The organism is Pseudomonas sp. S4_EA_1b (genome assembly GCF_016307435.1).
GTDB lineage: Bacteria > Pseudomonadota > Gammaproteobacteria > Pseudomonadales > Pseudomonadaceae > Aquipseudomonas > Aquipseudomonas rhodesiae.
On sequence record NZ_JAEILC010000023.1, the window covers coordinates 1 to 18,218 of the forward strand.

The following is an 18,218-nucleotide window of genomic DNA, read 5'->3' on the forward strand; positions in this document are numbered from 1 at the left end:
CGCCCAGGAGCAATGGGCTGAAGCACGCACGATAAGAAAGAGTTTTTACACACTCTGGGCCGTTATCTGCCTATCGCCTCGCTTTCGTTGACGCGTCGAGGTAAAGCGAACGCTGTGGTCGGCCCCTGCACCCGGCCTGTGAGCATGGCAGGGTCACCCGATATGCCATGGACATGACTGATCCACATCACATGAAAAAGGCTATTGCCTATGGACAACCAGCTGTGGTTCAAGCTTGCGGTGTGACTAAGCATGCAGCCATGTCCATAGCTATTCTTCTTTCCTTTACATCGACGAGGCGTTTGCCGACCTGACCGGCATGCCGGGTGATATGGTCCAGCTGGGGCGCGAGGCGAGGGCGCGGATCCTGCTGTGGACCGGCATCCCGGTTGGCGTTGGCATCGGGCCCACAAAGACGCTCGCAAAATTGGCCAATTGGGCGGCCAAGACTTGGCGTAAATCGGAAGGGGTGATTGACCTTCGCGACCCGTCTAGGCGCGATCGACTACTGCAGATGACCGAGGTAAGCGAAGTGTGGGGCGTCGGTCGCCGGCTGACCGCGCGGCTTAAGCCGCTGGGCATTAAGACGGCCTGGGACCTGGCGCAGTACGACCCGGCGTCACTACGCCAGCAGTTCAGTGTGGTGTTGGAAAAAACGGCTCGCGAGTTGCGCGGGATCTCGTGTCTGCACCTTGCGGAGGTAGAAGCACGCCGCTGCGGGGGTTACCGTCGCGATGTCGACCGTGCCGCCGAATGCCTTCCAGGCCCGCAGACCACCATCGAGGATGCCGACCTTCGGGTAGCCGAGGTACTGCAACAGCCAGAAGCCGCGGCACGATCCGCCATAGCGGGTATTCAGCGCATCTTCGTAGACGATGGCGACTTTCTCGCCATCCAGACCGGCGTTGCCGAACAGCTCGGCGAATTGCGCCTGCAAGGCCTGCAGCCCCTCGGGGCTGGTTTGCGCCAGGTAGGAAAAGACATCCGGCACATTGACCGCGCCGACGATGTGCCCGGCCTGATAACTTTCGGGGTCGCGGATGTCGATCAGCACGGCCTTGCCAGCTTGCATCAAGGCTGCCGCTTCGTCGGGCCCGAAAAGCACTTTGTTGCTCATGGTTCCATCCTCTCCGGTTTGCTCCGGCCAGCCTGAAACTGGCCGAGAGCATGGGCTGCAGCAGGAATCAGTAGCTCTTGTACGGCAGGAACTTGCCGGACAGCACTACGTTGACTCGGTCGCCCTTCGGGTCGGCCTGGCGCTGGATATCCATGGAGAAGTCGATGGCGCTCATGATGCCGTCGCCGAACTCCTCGTGGATCAGCTCCTTGATGGTGGTGCCGTAGATGCTGACGATCTCGTACCAGCGGTAGATCAGCGGGTCGGTGGGCACCGCGCTCGGCAGCGAGCCCTTGTACGGCACGATCTGCAGCCAGGCCACCGCCTCGTCGGGCAGGTCGAACAGCGTGCCGAGGGTTTCCGCCTGGGGCTTGTCGAAGGTCATCTGGCCCAGGCAGCCGGCCGTGGTCCACTCCTTGGACAGGCCGATGGCCTCGGCCACATGGCTCCACTTCAGACCCTTGCTGACCTTGGCGGCCAGGATCAGTTTGGTCACTTCTTCGCGGCTGGAAATCATGGTGCGTTCCTCATTGGGTTCGGTATCCGGGCAGCGCCGCACTGGCGATTGCCCGTAAAACGGTCGCGGCGCGGCGCGTCAGTCTCAGTCGGCCAGGCCGATGCTGAACGGGATCGGGTTGCGCATGGTGTTGGCCACCGGCGAGTAGAAGTTGGCGTGCTTGACGATCTCGTCCAGCTCCTCGCGACTCGCATCACCCTCCACCAGCACCTTCACGCGAATCGCCTGAAAACCCATCTGCTCAGGCTGCATCTCGGCACCACCGGCACCCCAGGCCGCCGGGTTGCCGATATCACCTTCAAGGAAGATTTCCAGCTTGGTCAGCTTCACCTGCTTCCAGGTGGCCACTGCGGTGATGCCCACAGCCAGGCAACCGCCCAGACCGGAGAGGACAATCTCGCCCGGCGCCGGCGCGGTGTCCTCGCCGAACAGGTGCAGCGGCTCGTCCACCACCACGGCTTCGTGGTTGCCGACATAGCTCAGGCTGCGGTACATGCCCTGCATGACGGAGTGGACCTTGTTGGTGCCACGGGTGGCCGGGTTGTTGCGGCCCTTCTCGGCGAAGGCCATCAGCCCGTCGCGATCAATCGGCTTCAGGTAGGTCTTGACGGTGGTCGGGCAAGTGGCGGTTGCTGCAGACATGGCATTCTCCATCGGATTTTTGATCGAGCAGTTGGCCTGCTCTTTTGGACTCGAATGCTCTTTTGCAGCGGCTGTGCCAAGTCACGCCATGCCGCCGAAATATGATTTTTATTACTTTTAAATCAAATAGTTACCTGATAAATACGGTTCTCCCGCAGCCTTGCTTAGCGCAAGCCCTGGATATAGCCGGCGAATGACATTGTTTACATTGTCGCCATTGTCAGCCCGTTAACGGGCTCAGGTTGCGGGTTGGTCTACTCGGCCGGCGCCCATGATTGCTGGAACGGCCCGCTCGAAGACGCATGACCGCATGTAGGGGCATCGTGAGGGGCGGCGGCCACGACCTGCCTCACTCACGACCAAACCGGCGGCCTGTTTCAGCCATGTAAAGCCGTTCGCGATGGCGCGCAGGCTCACACAGGAGACGTCAGTTACCCAAAAGCTCGGCTAGCCTTCGCTCACCCGTTGGAGACGAGCATGGTCAGCAAGAACAGTATCTGCCTCTGGTACGACGGCACCGCAGCGGACGCCGCGAGGTTCTACGCCGAAACATTTCCGGACAGCGCTGTGGGAGCCATCGTTCGCGCGCCCGGCGACTATCCCGCCGGCAAGCAGGGCGATGTCCTGGTGGTCGAGTTCACCGTGCTGGGCATCCCTTGCATGGGCCTCAACGGCGGACCGGGGATCAAGCACAACGAGGCGTTCTCATTCCAGGTCGCCACCGACGACCAAGCCGAAACCGACCGCCTGTGGAACGCGATCATTGGCAACGGGGGTCAGGAAAGCGCATGCGGCTGGTGCAGGGACAAATGGGGGGTGTCGTGGCAGATCACACCACGCGCCCTCACGGACGCACTGGCCGACCCCGACCACGCGGCGGCCAAGCGCGCATTCGACGCGATGATGCAGATGAGCAAGATCGACATCGCCGCGATCGAAGCGGCTCGTCGCGGCTGACGCTCGACGGGCGCCGGCTTGCGCCCTCCGCGAACGGCCGCATCGAGTCGACTGCGGCCTCTCTCGACCGGCAGCAGTCGGCCGATTCTGTTGAAAAAGTCCCTCTACGATTCCCCCGGTGTCAGGATAGTTGTCGCCTGATCGGATTCACCCAAACTGAACCCCGGGGGCGGAAAGAGCCATGCAATGCCGCGTTACTCTGCTGAACGAAAAGCTGCCCTGCTGAAGAAGCTGCTGCCACCGATCAACCTGTCCGTGGCTGAGGTCGCCCGCCAGGAAGGCGTCTCCGAGATGACCCTGTATGCTTGGCGCAAACAGGCCAAGGCTGAAGGAGCCCCCGTGCCAGGAGACAAGAAACTGCCCGATGACTGGTCGGCCGAGGCCAAGTTCGCCGTCGTGCTGGAAACCGCTGCGCTGTCGAAATCGAACTGAGCGAGTACTGCCGACGTAAGGGGCTCTACCCCGAGCAGGTGCAGACCTGGCGGCAGGCGTGCATCAGCGGCCAGCAGTCGGCACAGGCGCAGCGACAGGCCGAGCGCGAGCAAGCCAAGGCAGACAAGAAACGCATCCGTGAGCTGGAGCGCGAGCTGCGCCGCAAGGACAAGGCGTTGGCCGAGGCGGCAGCGATTCTGGTGCTGCGAAAAAAGCTGAACGCCTACTGGGGCAACGACAGCGAGGACAACTGATCCCGCTGCCAGAACGGCAGAAACTCGTTGAATGGCTGAACGAAGCCGTCGCCGCAGGTGCCCGTAAAACGTTGGCCTGCAAGGAGCTGAGCGTGTCCCTGCGCACCCTGCAACGCTGGACCGAGGAGAACGTCGTGCGCGCTGATGCCCGCCCCACAGCCAAGCGACCGGTGCCGCGCAATGCACTGAGCCCGGCTGAGCGCGAAGCCATCCTGGCCGTCTGCAACAGCCCGGAATACGCGCATCTGCCGCCCAGCCAGATCGTGCCGAGGCTGGCGGATGCCGGGCGTTACCTGGCCTCGGAGTCGACGTTCTACCGCGTCCTGCACGCAGCCGATCAGCAGCATCGCCGCGGTCGCAGCCAGCCACCGCGCACGGTGAAAGCGCCGACCAGCCATGTAGCGACCGCCGCCAATCAGGTCTGGTCATGGGACATCACCTATCTCCCGGCGGCGGTACGCGGGAAGTATTTCTACCTGTACCTGATCGAGGACATCTACAGCCGCAAGGCGGTGGGCTGGGAGGTCCACGAACAGGAAAGCGGCGAGCTGGGTGCCATGCTGCTGCAACGCAGCGTGCTCAGCGAGCAGTGCCTGCTCAAGCCGCCGGTACTGCACTCGGACAACGGTGCACCGATGAAATCGGCGACCATGCTGCAAAAGATGTACGACCTGGGCGTCACGCCGTCGCACAACCGCCCGCGGGTGAGCGACGACAACCCCTACTCGGAATCGCTGTTCCGCACGCTGAAATACTGCCCGCAGTGGCCGAAACAAGGCTTCGCCGACCTGGAAGCGGCACGTTGCTGGGTGAGAGATTTCATCCGCTGGTACAACCACGAGCACCGGCACAGCCGCATCGGTTTCGTGACACCGGCAGAGCGCCATCGGGGTGAAGATCACCGCGCGCTGGCCCATCGCCATGCGCTGTACCAAGAAGCCCGCCAGCGCATGCCGGAGCGCTGGTCAGGCACCACACGCAACTGGACGCCGGTCGGAGCGGTGACACTCAACCCCGAGCGGGAGCAGGAACAACAGCCGCAGAAAAAGGCGGCCTGAAAACACGGTCGACGCGACAACTATCTTGAAAAACGCCGGATTTCTGCGTGCGAAAGTAGGCCGCTGACGTTGAAATCTGAAGCAGCTCCGCACCGAGTCTGCTTCAGAATTCGCGTAGCAACGCCAAAACCGTGCGTTTTTTGAACGATTGAAAGCGGCTCCAGCAAAGACCGCCTTTTTCAACAGAATCGGCCGATTTCTGCCTGTCGCCACTGGCCACTTCGGGTCGACACCTACCCTTCTCTCTCCTTTCGTTCATAGACCAGGGCTGCTAACCGCCCCTGGCTATCTACCTCACGCACCCCGTCCTGTAACAGCTCCTCAGAGCACATCAAGCGGCATCTTCAGATAACGCACCCCATTGCCCTCAGGCTCAGGCAGCACGCCGGCCCGGATGTTCACCTGGATCGAGGGCAGCAGCAGGTTGGGCATGTCGAGCTGCGCGTCGCGCTGGTTGCGCATGGCAACGAAGTCCCCCTCGCCCACGCCATCATGCATGTGAATGTTCGCCGCGCGCTGCTCGGCCACCGAGCACTCGGCAATCGGCTTGCGCCCAGACGGCGGGTAGTCGTGACACATGAACAGGCGGGTCTCTCCCGGCAGGGCGAGAAGGCGGCGGATCGAGCGATATAGCTGGGCGGCGCAGCCTCCCGGGAAGTCGCAGCGGGCGGTACCGACATCCGGCGGGAACAGGGTGTCACCGACGAATACCAGACGCTCTTCGATCTGGAACGCCAGATCCGCCGGCGTATGCCCGGGCACGTGCAGAGCGCGGGCACGCAGTTCGCCGATGGTGAAGGCCTCGTCGGCCTGGAACAGGTGATCGAACTGGCCGTGCTCCGCGCAGTAGTCGGCGGGCAGGTTGTAGATGCCCATGAATACCTTCTGCACGTTACGGATCGCCTCGCTGGCGCCGATCCTGCCGCCCAGGCGCTGGCGCAGGTAGGCGGCGGCGGACAGGTGATCGGCATGGGCATGGGTTTCCAGCAGCCAGTGCACCACAAGCCGTTGCTGCTGGACGTAAGCGAGAATGCCATCGGCCGCCCGGGTATCGGTGCGCGCGGATTTCGGGTCATAGCCGAGCACCGAATCGATGATGGCGCAGGGCGTGCCTGGCCCGGCGTGCAGCACATGGCTGAAGGTCGAGGTTTGCGCGTCGAAAAAGCTTTCCACATGGGGCTGCATGGCGGGCTCCTGGGTTCAGTGAAGCGGAAAAAGGGACATGAGCGTCTTGCCCAGCAGCATCAGCGCGGCCAGGCCGGCGAGCAGGGCGAAACCCAGTTGCAGGTAGCGGGCCGGCACCCGTGGGGCCAGCAGGCGGCCGCCGAGCATCCCGCAGCCGGACCCGGCGATGAACACCCAGGCCGCAGCGGACAGGCTGCCGCCTGACCAGAGGAAGCCGGCAACCGTAGTGGCGGAGATCAGCGCGATCACCAGCAGCGAGGTGGCGACGATGCCGTGCATGCCGAGGTTGCTGAACTGGCGCACCCCGGGGACGATCAGGAAGCCGCCGCCGACGCCGAGCAGGCCGCTGAACAGCCCCGACAGGCCACCGAGGGCGGACAAGCTGAAGAAGCACCGCGAATTCCAGCGAAAGCGCCCGGTCTCAGCGTTGAGCATGCAGTTTCTGCGCAAGGCCTCGGGTACCGCTTCCTGCGCGGGTCTGCTCAGGGCCTGGCTCGCCATGCGCCCGGCGATCAGCAGCAGCACGGCGCAGAACAGCAGCATCAGCGCCGCCACCGGCAGGACAGCCGCCAAGCGCAGCCCGAGCGGCGCGCAGAGTGCGCCGCCGAGCGCCATCAGCAGCGCGGCCTTGTAGCGCACCAACCCGCGACGCAGGCCATCCAGACCGCCGAGGAAGGCCGAAACGCCCACCGCGACCAGCGCCACCGGCGCCGCTTCGGGCAGGCTGTAGCCCAAGCCGAGCACCAGCGCCGGCACGGCCAGCACCCCGCCTCCCCCGGTCATGCCCAGCGCCAGGCCCACACCCAGGCCGTAAAGGCTTTCCAGCAACATGCGTCCTCCTGCGCCTGAGCGGCGCCCGTCGCCGATCAGTAGCGGTACTGCATCTGTACCCAGAACTTGTCGGTATCCACCGCGAACTCGTCGGCGTCGTAGCGGGCGTACTTGGCCATGGCCACCAGGTTCTTCACATAGGGGATCGGTCGGCTGTAGGCCACGTCCAGCTCCTGGCCGTAGCTGTCGCCCCCCTGGTCGGCCCGGAAGTCGTGGTACCAGGCCTGCAGGCTGCCGCCCAGCAGGGGCACGCTGCCGCCGACATAGCTGTCGCGGATACCGGCTGCCGGGGTGATGAGGAACAGGTCGGCCCAGCCCTGGAACTGGTGCTTGGTCGCCAGCGGCGTCTGGAAGGCGCGATTGCCGGCACCTTCCTCCCCGCCGAGCACCTCGTAGCCGACCTTGGCCAGGTAGCCGCCCTGCTGGTAGCCCAGCTCGCCGAGGAAGTAGTGGCCGTTCAGGTCCAGCGGATTGTTGCCGTAGTCGCGCTGGCGGGCATATTCCAGGGTGTAGCTGAAGCCCTCCCGCGCGCCGGCGAGACGCACACCGCTGGTACGGCTGGACTGGCTGCCCGGCGCCGCGGTTGGCGCCACCGCCAGGTTGTCGAGGCCGAGCAGGTAGCTGTAGGCGGTGACCTTCAGCTCCGGGCGCCAAGCATAGGCGACGTTGAACAGGTGACTGTGCCCCTCGATGTTCGCCGGATTGGTCGGATAGCCGTGCTGGCCGTCGGGGCCGAACGTGGTGTTGATGTTGTCGAGGTAGGCGTAGGTCAGGGTCAGCTGGTCCAGCGGCTTGAGCTGGCCAAGGAAGCCGTCGTAGGTCTGCTCGTTCTGCCGCCAGGCGACACCGCCGACGAAGCGCTGATTGTCCAGCTCGATGCGCTGGCGGCCGGCCACAGCGCTTCCCTGCGCATGGTCGTAGCGCAGCAGTGCCTGGTTGATTTCAGTACCGTCGGGGTCGCCCACCACCGAGTAATTGCCGCGACCATTGCGGGTATCGTTGAAGCGCTCGTCGCCGATGCGGTTGAGGTTGTCGACCTCGAGCACCCCGGAGAAGCCGTACCAGCTCCCGCTCTGGAAGCCGGCGCGTGTGCGCAGGGTCTGTGCGTTGGCATGGTCGAGGGCGTTGTCCTGATCGACGTGCTCGTAGCGATAACGCAGATCGAGGATCGGCTTGCCCTGGGTAAGCAGGTTGGCAAGGGCTTCTTCGGGCTGGGCTACAGCTGGCGCAGTCGAGGCCAGCAACAGGGGGCACAGCAGCAGGGGGTTGGCACGCATGGGTGGCTCTCCTGGAAATGTTTCAGGGCGCACCTTTCCCGTGCCGCCATCTGGCGGCTGTTTCGGAGGATCGGGAAGGGGCGTTACAGAGTGGTCAATCAGGCGACGACGCGCATCCTGGAGGTCTGCGGTTGCTCGGGGCCGGGCGGCGGTTCGTCACTCTCCAGCCCCGGCCGCACGATCAACGGCTCGCCACTGGCCTGCGCCGGCGCCCCGCTCTGCTGGATGACCTTGGAACGGCGCACCAGGAAGTCCACCAGGTGGTTGCGGATGCGGTAGAACTGCGGGTCGTGGTGCATGGTTTCGCGGCTGCGATCACGCGGCAGGGTGTTGATGACGATCTCGGCCACCCGCGCATGGGGGCCGTTGCTCATCAGCATGATCTTGTCGGCCAGCAGGATCGACTCGTCGACATCGTGGGTGATCATGAACACCGTCTGCCGGGTGGCGGAGCAGATCTTCAGCAGCTCGTCCTGAATCACCCCACGGGTCAACGCATCCAGCGCGCCGAATGGCTCGTCCATCAGCAGCATCTTCGGCTCCACGGCGAAGGCGCGGGCGATCCCGACGCGCTGCTTCATGCCGCCGGACAGTTCGCTGGGCTTCTTCTGCGCGGCGGCCTTGAGGCCGACCATGTCGAGGAAGCGGGCGCCATGCTCGGCGATCTGCTTGCGCGACCAGTCCGGGTAGCGCGAGCGCACGGCGAAGGCGATGTTCCGCTCCACGCTCAGCCAGGGCAGCAGCGCGTGGCTCTGGAATACCACGCCACGGTCCAGGCTGGGGCCGGAGATCTCCTTGCCGGCCATCACCACCCCGCCGCTGCTGGCCTCTTCCAGGCCGGCGATGACGTTGAGGATGGTGCTCTTGCCGCAGCCGGAGTGGCCGATCACGCAGATGAACTCGCCCTGCTGGATGCTGAAGTTGATGTTCTCGAACACCGGCGGCAGGTCGTCGCGGTAGCGCTTGGTCAGCCCTTCGACCTTGATGAAGGGGACGTTGTGCGTGTGGGCTTCATTCGGCATAAGTCACCTTCTTTTGCAGGTTGGCGAACAGGAGATCGAGGAGCATGCCGATCACGCCGATCATCAGGACGGCGAAGATCACGTTGCCCAGGGACAGGTTGTTCCACTCGTTCCAGACGAAGTAGCCGATGCCGGTACCGCCGATCAGCATTTCCGCAGCGACGATGACCAGCCAGGCGATGCCCATGGAAATGCGCATGCCGGTGATGATGGTCGGCGCGGCGGCCGGCAAAATCACCTGGAAGGCCTTGCGCAGCGGGCCGACCTCCAGGGTGCGGGCGACGTTGAGCCAGTCCTTGCGCACCCCGGCGACCCCGAAGGCGGTGTTGATCAGCATCGGCCAGACCGAGCAGATGAAGATCACGAAGATCGCCGAGGTGGTGGAGTCCTTGATGGTGTAGAGCGCGATAGGCATCCAGGCCAGCGGCGAAATGGGCTTGAGCACCTGGATGAACGGATCGAAGGCCTTGTAGAGCAGCGGCGACATGCCGATCACGAAGCCCAGCGGGATCGCCACCAGCGCGGCGATCAGGTAGCCGAGCCCCACGCGCCCCAGCGAATGGGCCAGCTGGATGCCGATGCCCTTGTCGTTCGGACCGTTGTCATAGAAGGGGTCGCTGAGCTGCTTCCAGGCCAGGCCGGCGAACTGCACCGGGGTCGGCATGCCGTTGACCGCCTTGGTTTCGCCGCCGAGGGCATGGCCCATCAGCAGCGCGTACTCCTCATCCATCTCGCTTGCGGCAGTCTGCTTGGCTGGCAGGGTCGCCGCCTGCCAGACAAGCAGCAGCACCAGCAGCATCACGAAGGACAGCAGCGCGGCTTTCATGTTTATCGATTTGCTCATGACGTGCTCCTTAGCTGCGCTTGATGGCGAAGCCATCCAGATAGGCCTGCGGCTGGCGCGGATCGAACGGTCGGCCCATCACCGAGAAGCTCTTGTAGCCGGACGCCGGTTCGGCATTGGCCTCGCTCATCGCCAGCGCGGCCATCTGCTTGCGGGCGTCGGTCATCAGGAACACCTGCTCGGCCAGCGCGTTGAAATTCATCTCGCCCTTCACGTAACCCCAGCGCTTCATCTGGGTCAGCATCCAGGTCGCCATGGAGTACCAGGGCATCGCATCAAAGCCGGCGCGGTCCGGCTCGTTCCGCACATTGCCGAGGCCGTCGGCATAGCGCCCGGTCAGCGCCTGGCGAATGACGATCTCCGGCTGGTTGAGGTAGTTCGGCGTGGAGATGGCCTGGGAAATCGTCGGCAGGTTGGCCGGGTCGCTGGCCGCCGACGCGGCATTGAGGATGGCGCGGTACAGCGCGGCGAAGGTATTCGGGTTCTGCTCGATGAACGCCTGCGAGGTGCCGAAGGAGCAGCACGGATGGCCATCCCAGATCTCCTTGGAGAGGATGTGGATGAAACCGATGCCGTCGTACACCGCGCGCTGGTTGAACGGGTCCGGGCCGAGGAAGCCGTCGATGTTGCCGGCGCGCAGGTTGGCGATCATTTCCGCCGGCGGGGTCACCCGCAGCTGCACATCGCGATCCGGGTCCAGGCCATGCTCGGCCAGGTAGTAGCGCAGCAGGAAGTTGTGCATGGAAAACTCGAAGGGGATGGCGAACTTGAAACCCTTCCAGTTGCGCGGATCGCGGTTGTCCTTGTGCTTGAGCGCCAGGGTGATGGCCTGACCGTTGGTGTTCTGGATGGTCGCCACGCGCATCGGTTGCGGACTGGAGCCCAGGCCCATGGAGATGGCCAGCGGCATCGGCGCCAGGAAGTGCGAGGCATCCAGTTCGCCATTGAGCATGTTGTCGCGCACCAGCGCCCAGCCGGCGGTCTTCTGCAGACTGACCGACAGGCCCTGCTCCTTATAGAAGCCCATCGGGTCGGCCATGATCAGCGGCGTGGCGCAGTTGATCGGGATGAAGCCGATCTTCAGGTTCTTCTTCTCCAGCGGGCCTTTTTCCCCGGCCATCGCCTGCAGCGACTGCAGCGGCAGCACGCTGGCGATGGCCGCCATCGCGGTGCCCATGCCCACCGCCTTGAGGAAGCGGCGGCGGGTGGCGTCGTGGGGGATCAGTGCACGCACCGCGGCGGCTTCGACGAAGTCGCGGGACAGGCTTTCGCTGTCGCGAGCACGGGCCAGACGCTCCCGCTCGACCTGCAGATCATGCTCCTGCTGACTGCCGTGAGCCCCGCAGGTGCAGCCGGACAGGCTGCTGTGCTCCGAATAGGGGCGGAAGAAATTCTTATCGGTCATGACTGTGCCCTCTTTTGGGTCATTGGCTCAGGCTGCTTTGGCCTGACCTATACGCAAGGTTGAAGCGGTACGGCCGTCGACCAGCTGCTCCATCAGCAGGCAGCTGTCGTCTTCACGCACCACAAGCCACTCGCCCTCAGCACAAGGCGTGCCATGCATCTCGATGGGCAGGGAGCGGGTCTTCAGGCGGATCACTGGCTGGCTGTGGGCGTAGCTCTCGCCAGCCCTGCCGAGCACGGCATGGGCAATCGCCCTCGCCTGCCGAGCGATCGGTTCGATGAAGCGGCAGGCTGCGCCGTCCAGACTGACACAGTCGCCCAGCGCGTAGACATCCGCGGCACTGGTCTGCAGGGTGCAGGGGTCGACCCGGATGCCCTTGTCGAAGGCCAGCCCGGCAATCCGCGCCAGACGGTCATCGGTCACCAGGCCGGTGGCGGCGACGACCTGATCGACGACCAGGCTCTGGCCGCACTGGGTGGTGATGAGCTTGCTGCCATCGTCCTGGGCGCTGATGCCTGCGACCTGGACAGCACCGAGATAGCTGACGCCGAGGCGCTCCTGGCTCTGGCGCAGGCGCTGTGCCGCAATCTCAGGCAACAGGCCCGCCAGCGGCAGGGCAAGGCGGTCCAGCAGAGTCACTTGATGGCCGGCGCGGGCGAAGTCCTCGGCCAGTTCGCAACCGACCATGCCGGCGCCGACGATGGCCACCCGCTGCGGCGCCTTGGCCAGCTGTGCCTGCAGGCCGCTCCAGCCGGCCAGGTCGTTGACTCGCCAGCACAGCGCCGGCGGAAGCGCGGCCGGCAGTGCAGGACGCGCGCCCTGGGCCAGCACCAGCTGGGTGTACGCCAGGGTGCCGCGGGTGGTACGCAGTTGGTGGAGCGCCGGGGCCAGGCCGACCACGAAGGTCTCCGTGTACAAGCGCACCCCCAGGCGGCGGGCGGCGTCAGCCGCCGTCTCGCGGACCAGTGCCTCGGGCGTTTGGCCGCGGCTCAGCGCCACCGACAGTTCCGGCTTGTGGTAGAGGTCGCCCTTACAGGCGCTGATCAGGGTGATCGGCACCTCGGCATCCAGCTCACGCAGGGCTTCGACGGTGGCCCAGCCAGCTAGGCCGGCGCCGACCACCACTACTCCCCTGCCCTGCGGCGCGCCCTGCACCGCACAGGCGGGCGCGGCATCGCGTCTGACGAAAGGCTCGAAGTCCAGCTTGGTCACGCCGCACAGCGGGCATTCCCAGTCTTCGGGGATGTCCTCGAAGCGGGTGCCGGGGGCCAGGCCGCTGTCCGGATCACCCATCTCCTCGTCGTAAATCAGGCCGCAGGCGCGACAGATGAACTGCCGCCAGGCTTGGGTGATGGCGCTCATGCCGGCATCTCCTCTTTCATCAGGCGGGCCATCTCCCAGCGCAGATGCTTGATCGCCGGAGTGACGATGGCGACGAACTGCGCCTCGCGGATGCGCCGCTGCGGCGCGGCGCTCTTCAGGTAGCCGCGCGCCCCCTGGTGCATCAGGGATGACTGCGAGGCGCGCAGGGCCAGCTCGGCGCCCTGGGTGCGGGCGTCGAGCACCTCCAGCATGAAGTCCTTGCTGCCGTCGAAGGGGCTTTGCGCCAGCTTCATGATCCGCCCGCCCAACTCGTCGAACTCGGCCTGCAGCTCGTCCGGGCCGTCGTGCAGGAAGCGGTTGACGTGGCCGAGCACCGGCTCGACCTCGCGGATCGAGTCGAGGCTGCCCTGGACGATGCCGGTGGCCATGCCGGCTTGCAGCAGCACGAAGGCGGCGCGGATGCGGGCGATGAACGGGCGGGCCGGGTCGGCGATCATGCTGTCCTCGCCGACGAAGTAGTCATTGAGCTGGATGCGCCAGGTGCTGGTGCCCTCCATTGCGGAGAACTCCGGGCAGGCCTTGAGCTCGGCGCGCTCGTCGAGATCGAGCAGGAACATGATCTCGTGGGAGCGCGAGCCGTCGTCGCGCTCCACCGCGGCGATCGCGCCGCAGTACTGGCCCTTGGCGATGTGGCTGACCCAGGGCAGCGAACCACTGACCTTGTAGCCGCCCGGCACCTTGCGGGCGCGCAGCAGCATGTTTTCGATGCCGGCCAGCGACTTCATCGGGTTGGACAGCGCGGTGCCGCCGAACGTCCGCCCCATGGCATGGTCGTTCAGCCGTGACAGCAGCGCCGGGTTGCCCGACTGCTCCATGTACAGGCCGCAGACGTCGTGGCACCAGGTCAGGAAACCGGTCGAGCCGCAGGTTCGGCTGACCTCCTGCATAGCCGCCAGCGACAGGCCGAAGCGGCCGCCGTGGCTGTCGAGATGCACACCCAGTGCGCCGCTCTCGCCGAGGGCAGCCATGATATCGAGCGGGTAGTAGCCCTCGTGGTCGATGCGGTTGACCAGTTGGGCCAGCGGACCGCGGGCGATACGGCCCACGTCGGCGAGCACGCGGGCATCGTCGGTCCAGGCGGTGGTTGTGGTGGGAACTGCGATTGCAAGACTGTTCATGGCATCCTCCGGCTAGGCGTGTGCTGGATCAGTCGGCCAGGCCGATGCTGAACGGAATCGGGTTGCGCATGGTGTTGGCCACCGGCGAGTAGAAGTTGGCGTGCTTGACGATTTCGTCCAGCTCCTCGCGGCTCGCATCGCCCTCCACCAGCACCTTCACGCGAATCGCCTGGAAGCCCATCTGCTCAGGCGCCATCTCGGCACCACCGGCACCCCAGGCCGCCGGGTTGCCGATATCGCCCTCGAGGAAAATTTCCAGCTTGCTCAGCTTCACCTGCTTCCAGGTGGCCACCGCGGTGATGCCCACGGCCAGGCAGCCACCGAGGCCGGAGAGGACGATCTCGCCCGGGGCCGGCGCGGTGTCCTCGCCGAACAGGTGCAGCGGCTCGTCGACCACTACCGGCTGGTGATCACCGACATAGCTCAGGCTGCGATACATGCCTTGCATAACGGAGTGGACCTTGTTGGTGCCACGGGTGGCCGGGTTGTTGCGCCCCTTCTCGGCGAAGGCCATCAGCCCGTTGCGATCGATCGGCTTCAGGTAGGTTTTCACGGTGCTCGGGCAAGTGGCGGTTGCTGCGGTCATGGCATTCTCCAGCGGATCTGGTGAGCAGCGCGGCTGCTCCATCGGGTGTCGAATGCTTGATTGCAGGGGGCGTGCCAAACCGCACAAACCACAGAAAACATCAATAGAATCAATAGATTGAATCCAATACCCCCGACTTTCGAACGCCTCACCAGAGGAGCGGACAGCGGTTTGCACAGAGCCAATTGGCAACATTGTCGACATTGTCGACAGGTCCCGACGCAGCAAAACTGCAGAGACAGAAACGCTCAGGGCAGCCCGTGGTCTGCCCTGAGGGAGGAAAACGCGGGGAGAGTCGGGCTGCGGCCTACAGGCCGAGCTTCTGCCAGCGGTAGTTGAACTGGCGCGAAGTCAGACCGAGAAGCTGGGCTGCACGCGACTTGTTGCCCCCGCACTGGAGCAGCGCCTGCTGCAACGCATCAGCGGAGTGCGAGCCAGCCGGGGCGTAGGGGCGCATTGGCAAGGACATCATCAATGGCTCTGCCTGCAGCCGGCTGCTGACCGGCTGTACCTGCACCTCCTCGACCGTCTCGCCAGTGTTCAAGAAGGGTTCGAGATCGCCGGCATTCAGCGGCGACTTATCGGCCAGCAAAACCACACGCTCGATGACGTTGGACAGCTCGCGGATGTTGCCTGGCCAGGGGTGATTCTGCAGACGGGCGATGGCATCGGAGGTCAGGCTGATGTTGCGCTGGTTGGCCTGGTTGACCCGGTTGAGAAAGTGCATGGCCAAGGCTGGAATGTCGCTACGCCGCTCGGCTAGCGACGGCAGGTGGATCGGGATGACATTGAGTCGGTAGTAGAGGTCCTGGCGGAACTGGCCCCGCGCGACCTCGATCGCCAGGTCACGGTTGGTCGCTGCCACCAGGCGCACGTCGACCGGGATTTCCCGCTTGCCCCCCAGGCGGGTGATGGTGCCTTCCTGCAGGGTGCGCAGCAGCTTAGCCTGCATTCCCAACGGCAGCTCGCCAATCTCGTCGAGAAAGATGGTGCCGCCGTCAGCTTGTTCGAACCAGCCCGCACGCAACGCCGTGGCACCAGTGAAGGCACCACGCTCGTAACCAAATAGCTCGGACTCGAACAGGGTATCGGGAATGGCGGCGCAATTAACCTTGATGAACGGCTTGTCGCGGCGGGGACTGGCCAGGTGCAGGGCGCGGGCGAACAGCTCCTTGCCGCTGCCAGACTCACCGAGCAGCAGCACGCTGGCAGTGGCACTGGATACCCGCTCCAGCTCGGAAATCGCCCGCAGCAGTTCGGGGGAAGTACCGACGATGCCATAACGGGTTGCATCGGCATGCAGGGCACGGGTCAGCATGTCGTTGCGCTGTTCCAGGGCCAGAGTCTTCTCCTCGATGTAGCTGTGCAGATGCAGCATCTGTCCGGCCAGCGTCGCCAGGATGCGCAGTATGGTCAGGTCGTCGGCCAGCGGCCGGGCTCGCATGCGGATGCGATGGCAGGCCAGCACGCCGACAGTCTTCTGGCCGATCTGGATCGGCAGGGCGATGAAGGACACTGGCCCTGCCGGCAGCTTGCTGCGTTCGACCATGCGGCCGAGGAAGATCGGCTCCTTGTCGATGTCCTGCACGATGGTCACCTGGCCATGCGCCAGCACCCTGCCGGTAACCCCCTCGTCCAAGGCATAGCGGCCGAGCACCACCTCCTCCTTGGTCAGGCCATACGCATAGCGAATGGTCCCTCCACGCCCATCCTCATCGAGCAGGACGATCCGCCCACGATTGAGGCCCAGCAGCTCGGAAAGCAGGTGGAGCATTTCCTTGAACACCGGCTCGACGGCGAGGCTCTTGCCCGCCAGGGCCATGACCTGCTGCAGCAGGAGCATTTCCTGTGAGCGCCAGAAGGCAGGTGAGCTATTGAGGTCGTCGATTTTAGAGTTATCTGGCATGCGGACTTGGATCTCTTTCATGAAGGACGCAGTGCATTACCGAGTATCTGGGGAATACGCTAAGGGCAATGCCGGGCTATTTGACGAACAGCAAGAATCACGCCAACGAGCAGAGGCATACCTACAGCGCCATCGGCCAAGCCGTTGGAGTTCATCTGCGCACCGTGCCGCATTGGGTCGCAGCCGGGGAGCCCCAAGGCAAAGAGGTCTCTATCGAGGGTGGCCAACGCGGGGCGCTGCCAGGGGAGCACCGCAGCCTGACCTCCGAGCAAGAGTCACTGATTCGTACCCTGCTGCTCGACTGTAAGCGTCCTGAACCGGCTGCTGTTAGGTTCCCCCCCCCCGGCTTTCTCTGTCGGAGACGGACTGCAGGGCTGAAGAAAGTCGTACGGTGCAACGAGTGCGACGCCAGCACAGCTGAGACCGGGCGCAGGGTTTGCAGCTTGTCCAGGGTCGGATGGGGCAGCATGGTGGGATTCCTTGTGTTCAGTGGTAGTAGCCGGGGCCGCGCAGGTTGGCGTGGTCGTCCGGCAGCAGGGGCAGGTGCTGCTGGGCCAGCGGCAGGTTTTCCAGCCCCTGGCGCAGGATCGATTCGAGGCTCTTGTAGCTGCACGCACCGAGGCTGATGGCGCGACGGCAGGCCAACTCCAAGCGCACTTCGCCATGGGTCTTGCCCAGGCGCAGGATGCCCAGGCAGGCCCGGTAGCCCTGCTGCGGATGGATGCGCCGTTCGAGGATGTGCCGGATCACGCCGGCGGTGTTCGGCCCGGTCTGCTCAGCCCAGCGGATCAGCCGTTGTGGCGTCCACTCGGCGTGCTCGCGATGGCTCTTGGGCATGTGCTCGGCCTGTGTGCTGTGCCGGCCCTTGTGCGGTGAGCGAAGATGGCTGGCCACCCGCTGATTGGCGTGGAAGCACTCCACCGTGCGCGCTGTCAGGCGTACTTCCAGTTGTTTCTTCACCAGTTGGTACGGCACCGAGTAGTAGTGCCCATCACCGGCACCGTCTGCCCGGCGTAGTCGACGAACAACTTCTCGCCGACGCGATGTTCCTGGCGCATCACCACGTCCAGCTTGCCCTGCCAGGCCCGGTAGTGCTCGCAGAACCAGCTGTACTGAAAACCCTGCGGCTGGCTCAGGCGATACTCCTGCCAGAGCAGCGCCAGGGTCACGCCGGGGCGACGCAGCTCGGCGTGCACCCAAGACCAATCAGGCAGTGGCCGCTGCTCACTGGGCACCGCAGGGGCCAGTGGGAACAGTTGCTGTTCCAGTTCGGAATCGGACAACGAGCAGGGCCAGGCTAGACCGCTGGCGGCAAAGCGACAGAGGTAATCACCGGCACTGCTGTGGCCTATGCCCAGACTGCGGGAGATCTTACGGACAGACAGCCCGCAATCGAACTTGAGGCGCAACACCTCACGGATTTTACGCATGGACAAACGCTCCACGACGACCTCTCTGCTTCGAAAAAGAGGTCGATGGTAGTGAATAAATCCTGCGTAGCTGCCTGCCTGGAAAGTGTCCGGATGGCCGTGGAATCGGTGTCCGGATGCTCGTGGAATGAGTGTCCGGATCAGCGTGGAATCACTGTCCGGATGTGGCCCAGAGTGTGTAAAAACACTTTCTTATCTTGCGTGCTTCAGCCCATTGCTCCTAGGCGTGGCGATTTCCCGATTATTTACCACGA

At 64.5% G+C, this 18,218-nt stretch carries 14 protein-coding genes and 3 pseudogenes; 3 read left to right on the forward strand and 14 right to left on the reverse strand.

Annotation, left to right across the window (positions count from 1 at the left end; all coding sequences use genetic code 11):
* Window positions 1–289: 289 nt before the first annotated feature.
* Window positions 290–700: pseudogene (locus tag YA0848_RS08395) on the forward strand (Y-family DNA polymerase); the annotation flags it as partial.
* Here the strand turns inward: YA0848_RS08395 and YA0848_RS08400 are convergent.
* The 3 genes from YA0848_RS08400 to YA0848_RS08410 form a co-directional block, all read right to left on the reverse strand.
* Entirely contained in the window at window positions 623–1,117 is a 495-nt protein-coding gene (locus YA0848_RS08400; protein WP_023109116.1) for a sulfurtransferase, read from the reverse strand. The pseudogene YA0848_RS08395 and the gene YA0848_RS08400 overlap by 78 nt on opposite strands.
* A 67-nt stretch (window positions 1,118–1,184) precedes the next feature.
* The gene (gene cynS, locus YA0848_RS08405; protein ID WP_023109117.1) at window positions 1,185–1,634 is read right to left on the reverse strand and encodes a cyanase; all 450 of its coding nucleotides are present in this window, start codon (window positions 1,632–1,634) and stop codon (window positions 1,185–1,187) included.
* A gap of 84 nt (window positions 1,635–1,718) precedes the next feature.
* Window positions 1,719–2,276, reverse strand: coding sequence for an OsmC family protein (locus tag YA0848_RS08410; RefSeq protein WP_023109118.1), 558 nt, complete (start codon window positions 2,274–2,276; stop codon window positions 1,719–1,721).
* A 477-nt stretch (window positions 2,277–2,753) separates the two neighbouring features.
* On the opposite strand from YA0848_RS08410, the gene YA0848_RS08415 reads away from it, so the two are divergent.
* Together YA0848_RS08415 and YA0848_RS08420 are read left to right on the forward strand one after the other, a co-directional pair.
* A complete protein-coding gene (locus YA0848_RS08415; protein ID WP_023109119.1) occupies window positions 2,754–3,233 on the forward strand; it encodes a VOC family protein in 480 nt (159 codons plus the stop codon).
* A 186-nt stretch (window positions 3,234–3,419) separates the two neighbouring features.
* A pseudogene (locus YA0848_RS08420) lies at window positions 3,420–4,977 on the forward strand (IS3-like element ISPa31 family transposase).
* Between the two features lie 321 nt (window positions 4,978–5,298).
* On the opposite strand, the gene YA0848_RS08425 reads toward YA0848_RS08420, so the two are convergent.
* From YA0848_RS08425 to YA0848_RS08475, 11 genes and pseudogenes are all read right to left on the reverse strand, one after another.
* A complete protein-coding gene (locus YA0848_RS08425) occupies window positions 5,299–6,162 on the reverse strand; it encodes an MBL fold metallo-hydrolase (protein WP_023109123.1) in 864 nt (287 codons plus the stop codon).
* Window positions 6,163–6,177: 15 nt separating this feature from the next.
* On the reverse strand, window positions 6,178–6,993 hold the full coding sequence (locus YA0848_RS08430; protein WP_023109124.1) for a sulfite exporter TauE/SafE family protein: 816 nt from the start codon (window positions 6,991–6,993) through the stop codon (window positions 6,178–6,180).
* Window positions 6,994–7,028: 35 nt separating this feature from the next.
* Window positions 7,029–8,270: an alginate export family protein gene (locus YA0848_RS08435; RefSeq protein ID WP_023109125.1), complete on the reverse strand. Its 1,242-nt coding sequence runs from the start codon at window positions 8,268–8,270 to the stop codon at window positions 7,029–7,031.
* A gap of 98 nt (window positions 8,271–8,368) precedes the next feature.
* Window positions 8,369–9,292, reverse strand: a complete 924-nt coding sequence (locus YA0848_RS08440; protein WP_023109126.1) for an ABC transporter ATP-binding protein — start codon at window positions 9,290–9,292, stop codon at window positions 8,369–8,371.
* Window positions 9,282–10,136: a nitrate ABC transporter permease gene (gene ntrB, locus YA0848_RS08445; RefSeq protein ID WP_023109127.1), complete on the reverse strand. Its 855-nt coding sequence runs from the start codon at window positions 10,134–10,136 to the stop codon at window positions 9,282–9,284. Before ntrB ends, YA0848_RS08440 begins: the two co-directional genes overlap by 11 nt.
* 10 nt (window positions 10,137–10,146) lie before the next feature.
* Window positions 10,147–11,541: an ABC transporter substrate-binding protein gene (locus YA0848_RS08450; RefSeq protein ID WP_023109128.1), complete on the reverse strand. Its 1,395-nt coding sequence runs from the start codon at window positions 11,539–11,541 to the stop codon at window positions 10,147–10,149.
* 27 nt (window positions 11,542–11,568) lie between these two features.
* On the reverse strand, window positions 11,569–12,903 hold the full coding sequence (locus YA0848_RS08455; protein ID WP_023109129.1) for an FAD-dependent oxidoreductase: 1,335 nt from the start codon (window positions 12,901–12,903) through the stop codon (window positions 11,569–11,571).
* A complete protein-coding gene (locus YA0848_RS08460) occupies window positions 12,900–14,042 on the reverse strand; it encodes an acyl-CoA dehydrogenase family protein (RefSeq protein ID WP_023109130.1) in 1,143 nt (380 codons plus the stop codon). The genes YA0848_RS08455 and YA0848_RS08460 overlap by 4 nt, the downstream gene beginning before the upstream one ends.
* Before the next feature lie 28 nt (window positions 14,043–14,070).
* Window positions 14,071–14,628, reverse strand: coding sequence for an OsmC family protein (locus YA0848_RS08465; protein ID WP_023109131.1), 558 nt, complete (start codon window positions 14,626–14,628; stop codon window positions 14,071–14,073).
* 307 nt (window positions 14,629–14,935) lie between these two features.
* Entirely contained in the window at window positions 14,936–16,534 is a 1,599-nt protein-coding gene (locus tag YA0848_RS08470) for a sigma-54 interaction domain-containing protein (protein WP_031638094.1), read from the reverse strand.
* A gap of 486 nt (window positions 16,535–17,020) precedes the next feature.
* A pseudogene (locus tag YA0848_RS08475) lies at window positions 17,021–17,964 on the reverse strand (Mu transposase domain-containing protein).
* Window positions 17,965–18,218 lie beyond the last annotated feature (254 nt).